16 protein-coding genes are annotated in these 16,085 nt (G+C 61.1%); 5 read left to right on the top strand and 11 right to left on the bottom strand.

The window, feature by feature from the left end:
• Positions 1–4 precede the first annotated feature (4 nt).
• The 4 genes from IEV58_RS04065 to IEV58_RS04050 form a co-directional block, all read right to left on the bottom strand.
• Complete coding sequence (locus IEV58_RS04065; RefSeq protein WP_188408399.1) at positions 5–1,435, bottom strand: type II and III secretion system protein family protein; 1,431 nt, start codon at positions 1,433–1,435, stop codon at positions 5–7.
• 37 nt (positions 1,436–1,472) lie between these two features.
• Entirely contained in the window at positions 1,473–2,285 is an 813-nt protein-coding gene (cpaB, locus tag IEV58_RS04060) for a Flp pilus assembly protein CpaB (protein WP_188408398.1), read from the bottom strand.
• Positions 2,286–2,398: 113 nt separating this feature from the next.
• Positions 2,399–2,899, bottom strand: a complete 501-nt coding sequence (locus IEV58_RS04055; protein WP_188408397.1) for an A24 family peptidase — start codon at positions 2,897–2,899, stop codon at positions 2,399–2,401.
• A gap of 57 nt (positions 2,900–2,956) precedes the next feature.
• A complete protein-coding gene (locus tag IEV58_RS04050) occupies positions 2,957–3,133 on the bottom strand; it encodes a Flp family type IVb pilin (RefSeq protein ID WP_188408396.1) in 177 nt (58 codons plus the stop codon).
• A 392-nt stretch (positions 3,134–3,525) separates the two neighbouring features.
• Here IEV58_RS04050 and IEV58_RS04045 point away from each other — a divergent pair, with 392 nt between their 5' ends.
• The 3 genes from IEV58_RS04045 (at position 3,526) to IEV58_RS04035 (ending at position 5,131) form a co-directional block, all read left to right on the top strand.
• The gene (locus IEV58_RS04045; RefSeq protein WP_188408395.1) at positions 3,526–3,927 is read left to right on the top strand and encodes a pilus assembly protein N-terminal domain-containing protein; all 402 of its coding nucleotides are present in this window, start codon (positions 3,526–3,528) and stop codon (positions 3,925–3,927) included.
• A 92-nt stretch (positions 3,928–4,019) separates the two neighbouring features.
• Entirely contained in the window at positions 4,020–4,577 is a 558-nt protein-coding gene (locus tag IEV58_RS04040) for a TadE/TadG family type IV pilus assembly protein (RefSeq protein ID WP_188408394.1), read from the top strand.
• A gap of 11 nt (positions 4,578–4,588) precedes the next feature.
• Complete coding sequence (locus IEV58_RS04035) at positions 4,589–5,131, top strand: TadE/TadG family type IV pilus assembly protein (RefSeq protein WP_188408393.1); 543 nt, start codon at positions 4,589–4,591, stop codon at positions 5,129–5,131.
• 304 nt (positions 5,132–5,435) lie between these two features.
• Here IEV58_RS04035 and IEV58_RS04030 read toward each other — a convergent pair whose 3' ends face one another.
• The 3 genes from IEV58_RS04030 to IEV58_RS04020 all read right to left on the bottom strand — a co-directional run bounded on the left by IEV58_RS04030 (position 5,436) and on the right by IEV58_RS04020 (position 9,789).
• Positions 5,436–7,535: a putative bifunctional diguanylate cyclase/phosphodiesterase gene (locus tag IEV58_RS04030; RefSeq protein WP_188408392.1), complete on the bottom strand. Its 2,100-nt coding sequence runs from the start codon at positions 7,533–7,535 to the stop codon at positions 5,436–5,438.
• 153 nt (positions 7,536–7,688) lie between these two features.
• Entirely contained in the window at positions 7,689–9,188 is a 1,500-nt protein-coding gene (locus IEV58_RS04025) for a phosphomannomutase/phosphoglucomutase (protein ID WP_188408391.1), read from the bottom strand.
• 91 nt (positions 9,189–9,279) lie between these two features.
• The gene (locus IEV58_RS04020) at positions 9,280–9,789 is read right to left on the bottom strand and encodes a retropepsin-like aspartic protease family protein (protein WP_188408390.1); all 510 of its coding nucleotides are present in this window, start codon (positions 9,787–9,789) and stop codon (positions 9,280–9,282) included.
• Positions 9,790–9,936: 147 nt separating this feature from the next.
• Between IEV58_RS04020 and IEV58_RS04015 the strand changes: the two genes are divergently transcribed.
• Both IEV58_RS04015 and IEV58_RS04010 read left to right on the top strand, forming a co-directional pair.
• Positions 9,937–10,749, top strand: coding sequence for a DUF1194 domain-containing protein (locus IEV58_RS04015; RefSeq protein ID WP_188408389.1), 813 nt, complete (start codon positions 9,937–9,939; stop codon positions 10,747–10,749).
• A 5-nt stretch (positions 10,750–10,754) separates the two neighbouring features.
• Positions 10,755–11,159, top strand: coding sequence for a methylglyoxal synthase (locus IEV58_RS04010; RefSeq protein ID WP_188408388.1), 405 nt, complete (start codon positions 10,755–10,757; stop codon positions 11,157–11,159).
• Here IEV58_RS04010 and IEV58_RS04005 read toward each other — a convergent pair.
• The 4 genes from IEV58_RS04005 to ggt all read right to left on the bottom strand — a co-directional run bounded on the left by IEV58_RS04005 (position 11,144) and on the right by ggt (position 16,045).
• Positions 11,144–11,413: a PepSY domain-containing protein gene (locus IEV58_RS04005; RefSeq protein WP_188408387.1), complete on the bottom strand. Its 270-nt coding sequence runs from the start codon at positions 11,411–11,413 to the stop codon at positions 11,144–11,146. The genes IEV58_RS04010 and IEV58_RS04005 overlap by 16 nt on opposite strands.
• A 55-nt stretch (positions 11,414–11,468) precedes the next feature.
• Positions 11,469–13,922, bottom strand: coding sequence for an ATP-dependent helicase HrpB (hrpB, locus tag IEV58_RS04000; protein WP_308790853.1), 2,454 nt, complete (start codon positions 13,920–13,922; stop codon positions 11,469–11,471).
• Between the two features lie 88 nt (positions 13,923–14,010).
• Positions 14,011–14,202, bottom strand: coding sequence for a hypothetical protein (locus tag IEV58_RS03995; protein ID WP_188408385.1), 192 nt, complete (start codon positions 14,200–14,202; stop codon positions 14,011–14,013).
• A gap of 100 nt (positions 14,203–14,302) precedes the next feature.
• On the bottom strand, positions 14,303–16,045 hold the full coding sequence (ggt, locus tag IEV58_RS03990) for a gamma-glutamyltransferase (protein ID WP_188408384.1): 1,743 nt from the start codon (positions 16,043–16,045) through the stop codon (positions 14,303–14,305).
• Positions 16,046–16,085: the final 40 nt, after the last annotated feature.

The raw sequence follows: 16,085 nt of genomic DNA, 5'->3' as shown, positions 1-16,085 counted from the left end.
GACATCAGTCGACGATAAATCCAACCTGCGAGGCGTCCGTGGGCCGGATGCCGTAAACCTTGTTCATCCGCCCCAGGAAGTAGGCTTCACCGTCGCTGGACGTGATGAACCCATCATCGGGCCGCGCCATGGCATCCGGCCGAGTCGCTTTCGCAATGTAGGGCGTCACGAAGATCACAAGCTCGGTTTCAGCCTTCAGGAAGTCCCGGCTGCGGAACAGCGTGCCGATGATGGGAATGTCCTTGGCGCCTGGGATGCCAGCCATAGCCTGTCGGGTCGACTGCTGTATCATGCCGGCGAGTGCAATGGCGCCGCCGGAGGGGACCTCAACAGTCGTATCGGCACGGCGCACGCGAAGACTTGGAATGGTAAAGCCGTCGGTCTGAGTGAAAGCGCCTTCGTTGGAGAGCTCGCTGACTTCCGTGTTGACCTTCAGGCTGATGCGTCCGCCTGTAAGGACCACAGGTGTGAATCCGAGCGAGACGCCGAACTTCTTGAATTCGATGCTGACGTTACAGCCGTTATCAGGCGTACAGGTGCGGCCGGTTGGCACCGGGAACTCGCCGCCAGCAAGGAACTGTGCGGTTTCACCGGAGATGGCGGTGAGATTTGGCTCCGCCAAAGTCCGCATCACGCCATTTTCTTCCAGCGCGCGAAGATTGACAGCGCCCTCTCCACGAGAGTTCTGAAACGCCGCGCCGATGCCGTTACCACCGGCGATAACGTTGCCCGTGGTGGGATCGATAATGTTGGCCAAAGCATCGCCAAAGGCGAAGCCAGGATTGGAGCCTCCGCCGATGATCGTCGTTCCGATTTGATAGGCTGCATCCCAATTGATGCCGAGCTGCTTGGCTATATTGCGCTGCACTTCAGCAACCGTGACCTTCAGAAGAACCTGATCACGTTCGGTAACAGCCAGAGAATTGATGACCTTCGCGGGATCCCCCACAAACTGGCCGGCGAGCGCGACGGCAGTCTGAGCGTCCTGGGCCGAGCGTACCGAGCCGGTGACCATGATGGAATCGCCCACAGAGCGCACGTCGATCGGAGACTCGGGAAGTATCGTGCGCAGCGAAGCTTGCAGCGCACCGACGTCGCGTGCGACCACCACATCGAGCGCGACGATCTGCTGGCCCTGCGCGTCGATGAAGATGATGCTCGTGGCGCCGCCGGCGACACCGATGAGGAAAGCCCGCCGTGCCGACCGCACGACGGCATTGGCGATCTTGGGATCGGCGACGATGACTTCGCTGGCATCCCGCGGCAGTTCGACGACCATGGATTTGCCGATGCCGAGCTCGACCTGCTTGGAGCCGCCATAATGCAGCATCCCGCCGCCGACCGGCGCGTCCGCGGCCTGCGCCGGCACGGCACCTGGTGCGCAGGCGATCGCGGCGGCCAGGACGATCCTGCCGATCTTGCCCCCAATGCTCATTTCCCCATCCCCTTCAAGGCCTGCGGCCTTCCTGAAATCACTGTACGGCCTGCGTTGTCACACCGTAGCGCACGACATTGAGGCGATTGGCTTCACCGGGTTTACCTTGCAGCGCTTCACCGAATTGCGGGAGCGCGCCACCCACCAAGCCTTCTGGATTGGTGTCGACCATCGGGCGCAGAGCCAGCGAAATGGTTCCCAGCTGCCGAGAAAGAGCGAGCGCCTCGGCTTGCTTGGGCAGAAGTTCGAGCGTGGCCGTGCGGCCGACGACCACTTTCTTGCCGTTCTGGTCCTCGACGGTCTGGTCGATGGCGAGGGTGCGCACGTTTGTAAGCAGGGTCGAGGAAACGAACTGCTCCACACCGTTGATGTTCTCGCGGCGCGTCAGAAGAACGTCGACACGATCGTTCGGCAGAATGAAGCCGCCCGCACCTGTTTCGGCCGAGATCTCGGTTGCGATGGCACGCATGCCTGACGGCAGAATGGCGGACATAAAGCCTGATCCGGATTTGATCAGCTTGTTGTCGTTGATCGGCTCGCCCGCCACGAAAGATTGCCTGGCGATGGCACCGACATATTCACCCTTCTGATCGGTTCCGGGCTGTTGCTTGATAAAGCTCGCGGCATCCGCGCTGGGCCAGGTTCTCCAGGTGAGTTGCTCCGCCTTGATGGCGCTGCCCATGGGAATCTCGCTGCCGGCGACCAGAACCTTAGTCGTTTCCATCGCCGGAGCAGCGGCTTCCTGCTTGACCACGACCGGGGCAGGCGCATCTCCGCCGCGCGACAACAGCGCAGCAGCACCGCCCGCCACGATGGCAACCCCAAGAACCAGAAGACGTGAGCCTCTCATACGCCGTTACCCTTGGCATCAAGACCGCGCAGATCGCGAGTCATGGCAGATTTGACCAAGGAAAGGTCAATGTATGGTTAATGAGACGTATCGTTTTTTGCTGATCTTCAGGATCAGCTTAATGCTTTGGCCCAGAACGACATGGGGAGAACCCATAATGCTCCTGCAGAGATGGCTATGCCATATGGAATACCATTTGCAATATCATGTAAGCGGAGCGCCCATTCCTGTCGATGCAATAATGTAGGCAAGGGAAGCCTACGGGCGAACAAGACAAGTAATGTGAGGGCGCCTCCGATTATCGCGGTCATCAGAAGCCAAGGCATTAGCAGATCAAAGCCGATCCAAAGGGCTACACCTGCGGCAAGTTTTGCGTCTCCGCCACCAAGCCACCCCATCGAAAATAAGAAAAAGCAAACTATTAAAACTACACTGCCAGCCGCGATGTGCCAGACAACCGGCGTGGTACCCATGTTCAAGGCTGCAGCCGCCAAAGGGAACATCGCTGCGAATGTCAGGGTAACACTGTTGGGAATCTTCATCGTGAAAAAGTCGCTCAACGCGCAAAATCCAAGCGCCGCGACAATAAAAGAGATGACAATAGTGCTAGCCATCTCCCCCCTCCTAAATATAAAAGGCCGCCACGTGGCGGCCTTTTCTCGTGAAGACGATCAGTCGCCTGCACCGGTCAATGCAGTGGAAACGGCGGTAAATTTGTCCTGAAGATCGCCACCAAGGGTCTGCAAGGTGCCAATCAAAACCACTGCGATCAGCGCTGCGATCAGACCATATTCAATCGCGGTCGCGCCGGATTCGTCCTTCGAAAAACGTGCGATAAGCTTCGTCATTAGACCCTCTTGTGTCATCCTAAGCGTGTTGCTTTTCCGCCTACGTCGGGCCCAACCCGCGATATCGGAATGAGCGCATTTTACGTATAATCTGTTGAGGCAAGGTTAAACTGGTCACAGAAAGAGGATTAATGTTGTGTTTCAGTCGAAACTATTGTTGCAGCACAACCTCCTATTCCGTTAGCCCCTCAACGGAAAAGCGATAATTTCTTGTTTTACTGTTTTCCAATTTAACTAAATTGCATCAGGAAAATTAGCCCTTCATTCACCATTATGGATCAGTATCTCCGCAAGTGATTGTCCTCCACGGATGCAACATCATGCGGCCGCTCGTTTTATCTGCCACACTGATCGCCTCTCTTGTCGTGGGGCATCATGCGTCCGCGGAAAACATGAAGACTGTTACGGTGGTCGTAGACCGCGCGCTCGTCATTCCCGCCCCTCAGGGCACGACGACGCTGGTGGTCGGCAATCCCGCCATCGCCGACACCTCCATCCAGCGCAACAATGTCATCGTGCTCACCGGCAAGAGCTACGGCACAACCAATCTGATCGCCATCGACTCCTCCGGAAAGACCATCGAGGAGATGCTGGTCACGGTGCGCAGCCCCGAAGACAGTGTCGTCACCGTGCACCGCGGCACAGAGCGGGAATCCTATTCCTGCAGGCCCACATGCGAGCGCACGTTGCGCATGGGAGACTCGCCCGCCTTCTTCGATCAGGTCGGCGCACAATTCGGCGCACGCAATGGTTTTGCCCAGCAGGGACAGGCCGGTCAGGGCCAATCACGCTGACTTTCGGCGATCGCGATAACACTATCGAAAACTTTAACTGATATTCACCAAGCCGATCATGCGCGACTTCGCGCTCAGCGGAGCTTGGTGAAATGAGAATTAAGCGCCAGAAGAACCTTGCGGTCGCGGCGAGAGCACTTGGTCAGGACACCGAAGGTGCCACCGCTGTCGAGTTTGCTCTTGTCAGCGTGCCGTTCTTTGCCTTGATCTTTGCCATTATCGAAACAGCACTGGTTTTCTTCGCCGGACAGCTCCTGGAAAGTGCTACCGCCGATGCAAGCCGACTCATTCTGACGGGCCAGGCGCAAGGACAAGATCAGTCCTGGTTCAAGGAGCAGATATGCGAGCGGACAATAGATCTGTTCGGGGAAGATTGCGCGGGGCTCCAGGTGGACGTCCAGGTTCTGGGCAGTTTCACCCCGCCGTCAGGTCCGCCCAGGGACGAGGATGGAAATCCTGATTCATCGGGATTCGGCTACAATCCCGGCAACGGCGGCGACATCGTGCTTGTCCGCGTGATGTATGAGTGGCCTGTCTACGTCTCATTGATGGGCTTCAATCTCGCCGACCTGCCGAACGGCAATCGGCTTTTGATGGCAACGAGCGCCTTCCGGAACGAGCCTTTCGGCACGCCCGTCGCCGCCAACTAGGAGAGCACACAATGCTGCACGCTCTTCTCACATCCCGCTTTGCCCGCGACGCCCGTGGGGTCTCGGCGGTGGAATTCGCGCTGGTCCTGCCTTTCATGCTGATCCTCTATCTCGGCGGCATCGAGATCAGCCAGGCGGTTGCGATCAACCGCAAGGTGACGCTGGTCTCGCGCGTCGTCAGCGATCTCGTGGCCCAGAGCTCCGAAGACATCACCGTTGCCGAGCTGAACGCCATTTTCGCGGCCGCTGATGCCATCATGGCTCCCTATCCAGTCGAGAACCTCGGCGTCACGGTTTCCAGCGTCGCGATCGATGGCAGTCAGAACGGATCCGTCACCTGGTCCCGGCAGAGGAACAGCACGGAGCGAGGAGCAGGAGAACCAATCACCTTCCCGTCCCCCGCCATGGCCGTTGCGAATACATCGCTGATTATGGCGGAAGCCAAATACCGCTATGTGCCCACCTTCGGCTCGGCCTATATTGACCCGATAAACCTGTCCGAAACGATCTATATGCGGCCTCGCCTGGTCTATGAGATCAACGCGCCGCAGTAGTTCGTTGCCGGCGATCAGTCTGGCGCATCGGATAGCCTCCTCCGTCAGCCCTCTTCCGCTCGAGGCGGCTTCCTGTCCCTGCTTCCGCCAAGTGGGATCGGACTGCCGCATCGCCTTTGACGCATCATTTCCGGCTGCCGAACCCTGGCATCGGCTCACCCGCGACATGTGCAGCATGGCTCTTCCGGTGGAGACGGCAGACATGCTGGCTGGTGTTCAGGCGATCTCTGTTTTGCGATACGGACAGGATTGAACCTGTACTGAGCTATGTGCTTCCCAGACAGGATGACAGTTTCAGCACGGCTCAAACGACGCTGCGGACCTGTTCCTGCAGATCCCGGGCATCGATACGCCGCTGCTCGATGAAGGCCGCTTCGAATTCCGGCGCCGGCATCGGCTTTCCGAAGAGATAGCCCTGCGCAAAGGTGCAGCCGTAACGCAGCAGGAATTCTCGCTGCAGTTCCGTTTCCACGCCCTCCGCCACGGTCTGGTAGCCGAGATTCTGCGCCATGCTGAGGATGGTTGCCACCACGACACGGGAGGCACCATCGCGGACGCATTCGCTTACGAAGGACCGGTCGATCTTCAGGACGTCGAAAGGCAGGCGCGTGATGGTGGCGAGGTTGGAATAGCCAGTGCCGAAGTCATCGATCGCGAGCCGGACGCCCGCTGCCCGCAGAGGAGCAAGCTCGCGCGCCGTGCGAACCGGGTCGCGCATGGCGACGCTCTCGGTCAGTTCGATCTGCAACGAGGTCGTCGGCACGCCGCTCTTTGACAGCACGTCGAAAATCCCCGAGCAGAAATCGGGCTGCATGCATTGGCTGGCGGACACATTGACCGCCACCTTGGGGTAGAGCCCTTTGCGGCCCCATGCGGCGAGCTGAGCCGCGACTGACTGCAGCACATAACTGCCGAGCTGGTCGATCAGGCCTACGTCTTCCGCAACGTCGATGAATTCCATGGGGCCGACGAGGCCGCGCGAGGGGTGGATCCAGCGCACCAGCGCCTCGGCGCCGATGAAGGCGCCGTCACGAAGATCGACTTGAGGCTGATAGAAGACAACGAGCTCATTCCGCTCCAGCGCCAGGCGCAGTTCCTGTTCGATCGCCAGGCGACGATCGGCCCGGGCCGCAAGATCGCTGCGGGCAAAGCAGAAATGACCGGATCCTTGAGACCGCGCCTCGTGCAACGCCAGGTGCGCATTGCGCTTCATAGCCGAGTGGTCCGCGCCGTCGGCGGGCGCCAGCGCGATGCCCGCAGAAACCGTTACCACCACCGAGCGGCCGTTGATATCGAGGGGATTGTGGAAGGCCATGAGAAGCTGTGTGGCCACCTCCGCGGCCTCTTCGCCGATCTCCGTTCCGGGTATAAGGATCGCGAACTCATCGCCACCAAGGCGCGCGATGAAACGATCCTGGGGGGCGCCGAAGGCGACCGGCGATCGTTCGACCATGGGCTGGAAGCTCGCCAGGGCCTCGCTCAGGCGCTCAGCGGAGGCGGCGATCACTTTCTCCCCCATATCGCCGCCAAGCTCGACATTGAGCTGGCTCAGCCGTTCGACATTGACGATGAACAAAGCGAAGTGGATGCCGCTTTCAAGGTGGCGCGTCATTTGCCGGCGCAGACCCTGTGTGTTCGGCAGGCCCGTCAGAACATCGGTGGTGGTGAGCTTCTCGACCGTCCGAGCGGCCGAATCCATTCGGTCTTGCAGATCTTGAAATGCGCGGGAGAGATCCCCGATCTCATCCGTGCGCCGACCGATCAGCTCCAGCGTTGTCCGGTCCTGATCTGCTCCGCGGGCTGCCGAGACGAGTTTCCTGAGCGGCGATGTGATGTTGAGCATAGCCGCGACGGCGAGCGGCACGATCACCAGCAGCAGAATGGCGAGCATCATCGCCTTGTGTGGCAAACTGCCAAACGGGGATGCCTCGAGAGGGGCTGTGCTCAAAGCAAAATAATAGGCGGCCACGGGGCCGCCGTTTCCCGGAACAGGAACCGCGAGGGCTACTTGATCTCCAAAACGACGGACCACCGTTTGCTGATCCTGCCGCAACCGCGCGAGGATCAGCTGTTTGGGGCTGTTCACCGAGGATGACGCTTCTTCGGTGAAGGAAACATACTCCTGCTCGACCACCAGACCATCAAAGTCCAGCCGATCAAGGACGGCGGCGATCTGCTCCCGCGCTTCGGAATGATCGGCATCGGAGACGATGGTCTCGATGCTGCTGACCATGAGATCGACCCGGCGCTCCACCATCTCGCGCGAGGCACGCTGGCCGTCGAGACTTTGCATGACCAGCATAAGCGAAATCAAAGCGACGGCGACGGCCGCGATCAACGCCGTACATTGCGCTGTCAGGCTTATTTGCCCTACCGCGAGGCGGTCCAGAAATGCGCGCGTCACCGTCGATCCCGTCACCCGGGGACCGGGGCCTTACAAGGGGCCCCGGTGTCCGTGTTTGTTGTTGGTCACGGGCAAGTGTTCAGGACTTGACTTAAATGGGGGTTAAGTTGCGGTCGCCCCCATTGGAAATTTTCGTTTAAGTTTGCGGGCAGCTCATATCGTCTGGTTGTATTCGCCCACTTCCGGATGTGCGCGCAGCACACCATCGACAGCGGCGAACATCTCGCGCATCCGTGCCTCCGACACCGGGCTTTCCACCACAACCACAAGTTCGGGCTTGTTGGAGGAGGCGCGCACCAGGCCCCAGGTGCCGTCTTCCGCGGTCACGCGGACGCCATTAACCGTGACGAGATCGCGGATCTTCTGGCCCGCGACCAGGGCACCCTCGCTGCTGGCTTTTTCAAAGTGCGCGACAACCTGATCCACGATGCCGTATTTTGCCTCGTCGGCACAATGCGGGCTCATGGTGGGTGATCCCCAGGTCTTCGGCAGAGCCTTGCGCAGATCGGACATCTTCTTTCCGGGATTGCGATCCAGCATGTCGATGATCGCTATGGCGGAGACGAGCCCATCGTCATAACCGCGTCCGATTGGCTCATTGAAGAAGTAGTGGCCCGACTTTTCAAAACCGACGAGGGCACCGGTCTCGTTGACCCGGCGCTTCATATAGGAGTGGCCGGTCTTCCAGTAGTCGGCCTTCACCTTATTGGCGATCAGCACCGGGTCGGTAGCGAAGAGACCGGTGGATTTCACGTCGACCACAAAGGTTGCATTCGGATGCAGCGCCGAAAGATCCCGCGCCAGCATGACGCCGACCTTATCCGCGAAGATCTCTTCACCTTCGTCGTCGACCACGCCGCAGCGATCGCCGTCACCGTCGAAGCCGAGGCCCACGTCCGCTTTGTGCTCAAGCACGGCGTCGCGGATGGCATGAAGCATCTTCATGTCTTCCGGGTTCGGATTGTATTTCGGGAAGGTATGATCGAGCTCGCAATCGAGCGGCACCACTTCACAGCCGAGCGCTTCGAGGATACGCGGGGCGAAGGCGCCAGCGGTGCCGTTGCCGCAGGCGGCCACGACCTTCAGCTTGTTCTTGATCTTCGGCCGCGAGGTGAGATCGGCGATGTAGCGCTCAGGAAAATCCTGAACGAAGCGATAGGCGCCGCCTTCACGCAGCTCGAAGGCCGCGTTGAGCACGATCTCCTTCAGACGGGTCATCTCATCGGGGCCGAAGGTCAGCGGGCGGTTGGCGCCCATCTTCACGCCCGTCCAGCCGTTGTCGTTGTGGGAGGCGGTGACCATGGCCACGCAGGGAACATCAAGGTCGAACTGCGCGAAATAGGCCATGGGCGAGGTGACGAGACCGATGTCGTGCACCTTCATCCCCGCGGCCATGAGACCCGACACAAGCGCCACCTTGATGGCGGCGGAATAGCTGCGGAAGTCGTGTCCGACCACGATTTCCGGGCGCTGTCCCATGGCATGCACAAGAGTGCCGATGCCCATGCCGAGCGCCTGAACGCCCATGAGATTGATTTCTTTCTCATAGAGCCAGCGGGCGTCGTATTCGCGGAAGCCCGTGGGCTTCACCATGGGCCTGCTCTCATAGGCATAGGTGTTGGGCTTGAGAACGGGCTCGGGCTTCGGAAACATCAAAGGAAACTCCTCGCGCAGAAAGGGCGTGAGACAAAAGGTAGGGCAGGAATGTGAAACTACACCATTACGGCAAAGTGGCGGCGCGTTTTTATTGTTCCATGACCAGCAGGCCGTTGCGGATCTCGAAACGTCCCAGCTGGCTGAGGAAGCTCATGCCAAGCAGATTGCCGGACAGGGCGCCTTCCTCGGAGACGGTCGCGCTGACATTGCGCACGACGATGCCGCCGACACGGACACTGTCGAGCGTCACGCGCTTGCCCCGTGCGATGCCATTCGCCGTGCGCATCTGAACGTCCCAGCGGTCTCCCGGCCGGATGACCCCGAGCCGGCGGCCTTCCTCATAGCTGAGCGCGATCGTCGACGCCCCCGTGTCCACCATGAATGGCACGGACAGACCGTTCAGGACGGCTTCGGTGAAGTAATGGTTATTGCGGCTCGCGCGCAGCGTCACGGTGGATTGGGTATTGCTGGCGTCATCGCCGTCATCGGTCAGCCTGGCAGCGGACACGGCCGGCTTGTCCATTCCTTCCAACAACCGCGGGGCCAGAACGGCGGCACAGGCCGTGACGCCCGCCAGCATGGCAAATGTGCGCAACATGTGAAGCCTCGCGAAAACCCGCTGCCAAGCATGGGTTCCGCGGCCAAACAGGCCGTTAACGAAACGGTTTTCTACAGAACTATTTCGCGGCACACTCGTTGTGCTGAGGTTATCCCGAGTCGTCAGCTGACCGCAGGAGGTGTCGTAATGCCCACCTGGCGTCTTGTTTCCTTGATTTTCGCCGGTCTGATCGCAGGTCATCAGCCAGCCATCGCAGCAACCGAAGTTGATCTTGAGCTCGTGCTGGCGGTCGACATTTCCTATTCCATGGATCCCGACGAATTGAACATCCAGCGAGAGGGCTATATCTCCGCCCTCACCTCGCCGGAGGTTTTGACCGCCATCCGAGACGGCGTTCTCGGAAAGATCGCGGTTACCTATGTGGAGTGGGCCGGGTCGGAAACGCAGAATGTCGTGGTCGGCTGGAAGATCATCGACAGCCCGGAAAGCGCGTCCGCCTTTGCCGCCATCATAGGTGAGGCGCCGATCCAGCGCGCCTTTCGAACCTCGATCTCAAGCGCTCTCGTCTTCAGCAGCGGGCTTTTCGACCGAAACGATTTCGAAGGCATCCGCAGGGTCATCGACATTTCTGGCGACGGGCCCAACAACCAAGGGCCAATCGTAACCGGGGTCCGGGACGAGGTGCTGGCGAAGGGCATCGTGATCAATGGGCTTCCCCTCGTGTTCAAGCGGCCCAGCTATTCGCTGATGGATATCGAGGATCTTGCCGCCTATTATACGTCTTGTGTGATCGGCGGGCCCGGAGCTTTCGTGATTCCCGTGTCCGACAAATCGCAGTTTTCGGAAGCCATCCGAACCAAGCTGGTGCTGGAAATCGCGGGCAATCGATCCCTGCAACACAGGGATGGTGCACGGGTCATGGCGGCTCAGGCCACCACACCGGAGGTCTGGGCCTGCACGGCGGGCGAACGGCTCTGGCGGCAGAGGTACGGTAAGTGAACTTGATGACAGCGACAGCGGATCGGCCATGTGTGGCGCTCGTCGCGCATGACGCCAAGAAAGATGATCTCGTCACCTTTTGCAGCCAGCATCGTCGTGTTCTGGTCGGCTGCGACCTCATCGCCACGGGAACCACCGGTGGCAGGATCAAGGAGGCATGCCCTGATCTTTCGGTAACGCGGTTCAAGAGCGGCCCTCTTGGCGGCGACCAGCAGATCGGCGCCCGGATCGCGGACGGCAAAGTCGACGTCCTGATCTTCTTCATCGACCCCCTGTCGCCCCACCCTCACGATGTGGATGTCAAGGCGCTCACGCGGCTGGCTGTCCTTTACGACATCGCCATGGCCCTGAACCGCGCCACGGCCGAACTGCTCATTGTTCAGATCCTGAAAAATCAGCGCGTTGCCTGATCAGCCGACGGCGGCTGACCGGTGCGGGCATCCAGATGCAGCTTCACCTCTGCTCCGTCGGTCATGAAGTAAGTGATCTCATAAATGCCTTTTTCGATATCGATTTCATCGATGAAGGCGAATTTTTCCCGCTTCTCAACGATGCTCACGATTTCGGACAACATCTTTGCGCCTTGGGGCGGCCGGTCCTGAAAATCCGCGGCAGCCGGCAACGCGAACAGTGTTGCAGCTGTGGCGATAAGGGCGAAGCGCATGAATGATCCTCGTTTACGTAAAGGGTATCCTTTAACGCGCGGCGTCAGATTTCGTTCACATCTCCATCCGTCGCTTGGTTCGATTGGTTGCCGGAGCGTTTAGAGGATCTTCAGGCCAGGGATGCTTCGGATAGCGGCCGCGCATCTCGGCGCGCACCGAGTTCCAGGAGCCGCGCCAAAAGCCCGGAAGGTCCCGCGTCACCTGAACAGGGCGGTGAGCTGGCGAGAGCAGTTCCAGCACCAGGGGCACGCGACCCGCCGCGATCGCCGGATGTTCGCCGAGACCGAAGAGTTCCTGCACCCGAATGGACAAGACTGGCTCATCGCCGCCGTAATCGATGGGAACGCGTGATCCCGAGGGTGCCGGGAAATGTGTCGGCGCCTCGGCTTCCAACCGCCGGGACAGATTATAGGGCAGCAGGGCCTTCAGCGCCGTGTCGAGATCGCCTTCGCTTATCTGCGCCAATGCCGTTTTCCCGATGAGGAACGGAGCGAGCCAGCCGAAGGCTGTCTCGGCCAGGTTCTGATCGCTCAGATCGGGCCACTCGTCTCCCTCGGCGCGACGCAGGAACATGACGCGCTCGCGCCACTGGCCGAGCGATTTGTTCCAGGGAAGCCGCTCGATACCGAGCGATATGATGCCTTCGGCAAGGGTCTTGGCGGCCTCATCGCCGAGGGGAACGGATCGGGGCTGCTCGTCCAGAACGAGCGCGTCCAGACGCCGGACAAAGCGGGCCCGCAATGACGCGCTGTTTCGGTCAAAGCTGATCTCTTCGCCGGCGGTAATGCGATCAGCGAACATCTCCTCGATGTCCTCGCGGCTGATGGCCGCCGCGAGCTGGATGCGCGCTGAGGCGGCCGATCCCGTCAGTTCCGCGGCGACGACATAGGGTTCACGCGCCAGCGCCTCGACTGGATCGAGGTTGGCCCCTCGCCCGTTGGCGAGGCGGAAGCTTCCCGATTTCCCCCGAGCCTGCGCGATTCGGTCGGGATAGGCGCGGGCGAGCAGCACGCCAGGACTGGACGTGGTGGGGGCCTCGTTCTCCGTCGGCGCCCAGCGCCGCGCCAGCTGCCGCGCATCCTCAGCGCGGCGTGACCGGTCACGCCTGAAGTTGGTGAGCCGCAAGGCGATGTCGATTTCGCTGCCGCCAAGGCCGCGTTCCACAACAAGCACCGCCAGTTCGGCCGCGAGGCTGCGCTGGCCGGGCACGGCAACGATCATAGCGGCGAGACGGGGCGGAAGCGGCAGGGCCCGGATGGTTTGGCCACCTTCGGTCAGCCGATCATTCTGATCGAGCGCTCCGAGAGCGCGCAGAAGCCCCTTCGCTTCAGCCATGGCGGACGCAGGCGGCGGATCAAGCCAGGACAACTGAGCCGGATCAGCCGCACCCCATCCGGCAAGATCAAGAGCGAGGCCGGAAAGATCGCTGCTGAGGATCTCAGGCTTTGCGAAGGGCTCAAGGCTTCCCGTCGCAGCTTCTTCCCATAGCCGGTAGCAGACACCAGGTTCCGTGCGCCCGGCGCGGCCGCGCCTCTGATCGGCCGCGGCGCGCGACACCTTCACTGTCGCAAGCCTCGTCAGCCCGGCCGAGGGCTCGTAAACCGGCACGCGCGAGAGGCCGGCATCGACCACAACGCGCACGCCCTCGATGGTGAGGCTGGTCTCGGCGATGGAGGTAGCCAATACGACTTTGCGCCTGCCGGGTTCCGCCGGTCTCACGGCAAGGTCCTGGTCGCGAGGATCAAGTCCCCCGTGAAGGTCGGCAAGCGTCACCGCCGGATCGATCCGCTCTGCCAGACGATCGTGCACCCGCCGGATTTCCGCCTGTCCGGGCAGGAAGACGAGAATGCTCCCGGTCTCCTCGCGCAGGGCAAGCATGACGGCATCGGCAACCTGATCTTCCAGCCGTCCTCGTGGATCGCGCGGCAAATGGCGGGTTTCGACCGGAAAGCTGCGGCCTTGGCTTTCGATGACAGGCGCGTCACCCAGCAGCTTCGCGACGCGTGCGCCGTCGAGCGTGGCCGACATCACCAGGATGCGCAGGTCCGGACGCAGAGCAGCCTGCGCTTCCAAGGCCAGGGCCAGCCCGAGATCAGCATCGAGGCTTCGCTCATGGAACTCGTCGAAGAGAACGGCGGCGATCCCCTCCAGAGCGGGGTCGTCGAGAATCATCCGGGTAAAGACACCCTCGGTCACAACTTCGATGCGTGTGCGCGCCGATATCCTGGAGCCGAGCCTGACACGAAGACCGACAAGATCGCCCAGGTTTACCCCAAGGGTTTGCGCCATTCGCGTGGCGGCACCGCGGGCGGCGAGACGCCGCGGCTCCAGCACGATGATCCGCCCGTCACGACGCCACGGCGCGTCAAGCAGGACCAAGGGCACGCGCGTGGTCTTGCCGGCACCTGGAGGAGCCACCAAAACGGCGTTCGACTGATGCGCCAGCGCCGCATCCAGGGTGGGCAGCACATCATCAATCGGAAGGGCGGTATCGAATGTCATCGACATGCCCATATCGTGCCGCCACGGCGAGCAAAAGCCATGAAAAAAGCCCGGCGTGTTGCCGGGCCTTGATCACACTGTTCGCTTGATAGGATCAGGCCGAGCGGTCCGCCGTGAAATGGCCGCACCAGTCAGCCTGAGTCACCACGGGCCACAGGCCGTGCGAGGTCTCGTTCGGCTGCGAGACCGGCGGGTTGTAACGGCACAGGCCGTCCGACGGCGCGGCGGCGTTGCGGCTGTGCTCATCAAAGAAAACGCAGGCGCTGCAGGTGGCTGACTTGTTCATCGGTTCACTCCATCACAAAGCTTACTTTGGAACGGCTCTAAATTGGAATGGTTCAAAAGTGCAAGCTGATTTATCCGCCTGCTGGTTTGTAGCGCGGAAGTTACTCTCCTACGGCCAAGCCCTCCCGCCGTGGATCCGCCCCGCCGACGAGCCCTTCGGGCGTGATGACAATGCCTTGCAGCCCAGAGGTCATTTCCGCCGCCCTTACCTCGTAGCCCATCGCCTCGAGCGGCGCCTTGAGAGCTTCGGCTTGAGTTCCCCACTCGATCTCCATGGGGCCGGTCCGGCTCAGAATATTGGGAAGGGAGATCGCCGCCTGGATGTCCATGCCCCAGTCAAGGTGAGCGATCAGCGTCTTCGCCACATAGCCGATGATCTGGCTGCCGCCAGGAGAGCCGACCGACATGTAAGGAGCACCCTCACGCATCACGATGGTGGGCGACATGGATGACCGAGGTCTTTTGCCTGGCTCAACCCGATTGGCGATCGGCACGCCGTTCGCGTGGGTTTTGAAGGAGAAGTCGGTGAGCTCATTGTTGAGGAGGAAACCGTGCACCATGAGGCGGGAGCCGAAACCGGCCTCGATGGTCGTTGTCATAGCGACCACATTGCCTTCTCCGTCCACAATGGAGATGTGGCTGGTGGAGGGAAGCTCGAGCGCCTCGTCATCCGCCCAGAGACTGGCATGGGTCCATTTCGGATTGCCGGGCTTGGCATCCGTCAGGCGCTGGCCGGGTTTCAGGGCCCCGGAGCGATCCCTGAGGTAGTCCCGCTCGACAAGTCCTTTGACCGGCATCGGTACGAAATCACTATCGGCCATGTAGCGATCGCGATCAGCGAAGGCGAGGCGCGAGGCGTCGCCAATAAGCTGCCACGCCTCCGCGGAGTTGGAATCCATCGCCGTCAGATCGAATGGCTCCAGCAGGCCGAGAATCTGGCCGACGGTTAAAGCGCCGGAACTCGGCGGCCCCATGCCGCAGACGTCATAGGTGCGATAGGGCGCGCAGACAGCTTCGCGCTCCTTGACGCGATAGTTCCTGAGATCGTCCAGCGAGAGGACGCCGGGATTACCTTCAGCGCCCCGCACCGTCGCGACGATGTCGGCCGCGATCGGCCCTTCGTAAAAAGCATCCGCGCCTTCCTCGGCAAGAAGACGCAAGGTCTGGCCATATTCCGGATTTTTAAGCAGGGCACCAGCGGCGAGGGGCGCGCCAGAGGCGTCAAAGAAGTATTCCGCCGGGCCGTCATAGCGCTTCAGCTTGTCGCCTTCGGCGGCCACGAGAGCCGCCAGGCGCTGCGGCACGGGAAAGCCCCCTTCCGCCAGCTGGATCGGCCGCAGGAACATTCGGCCCCAGGCAAGCCTGCCGTACCTGCGGTGCACCGTTTCCAGAAGGCGCGGCGTGCCGGGCGTGCCGACAGAGCGACCGCCGACCACGGCATCGGCAAATTTCAGAGGTTCGCCCTTTTCATCCTGAAACAGTGTCGGCGTTGCCTCCGCCGGCGCCGTCTCACGCCCGTCAAACGTTGTGAGGCGCTTCTCGTTTGCGTCCCAATAGACAAGGAAAGCGCCGCCGCCGAGGCCGGAGGATTGCGGTTCGACCAGGCCAAGCACCAGTTGGACGGCGACAAGGGCATCGATGGCATTGCCACCGGCCCTCAGGATTTCAGCGCCGGCTTCCGCGGCGGTGGGATTTGCCGCCGTCACCATCCATTTTTTTGCGGTGACTGCCTTCTTTTCGGCAAGCCCGGAGGCGCCTTCCGGCACCACCACGTCGGAGGCCTGCTGCGCCATGACGGGCGCCGCGGCCATAAGCGGGATGAGGAGAGCAAGAAGGCGAAGCATGGCGTGTTCCTCTTTCCTGAATTCTCGCAGAACCGCGTCG

Origin of the sequence: Agaricicola taiwanensis (genome assembly GCF_014635245.1) — a bacterium.
Classification (GTDB): Bacteria; Pseudomonadota; Alphaproteobacteria; order Rhizobiales; family Methylopilaceae; genus Agaricicola; species Agaricicola taiwanensis.
The sequence above is the reverse complement of the archived record's forward strand: the minus strand, read 5'-3'. Positions and strand labels throughout refer to the sequence as shown.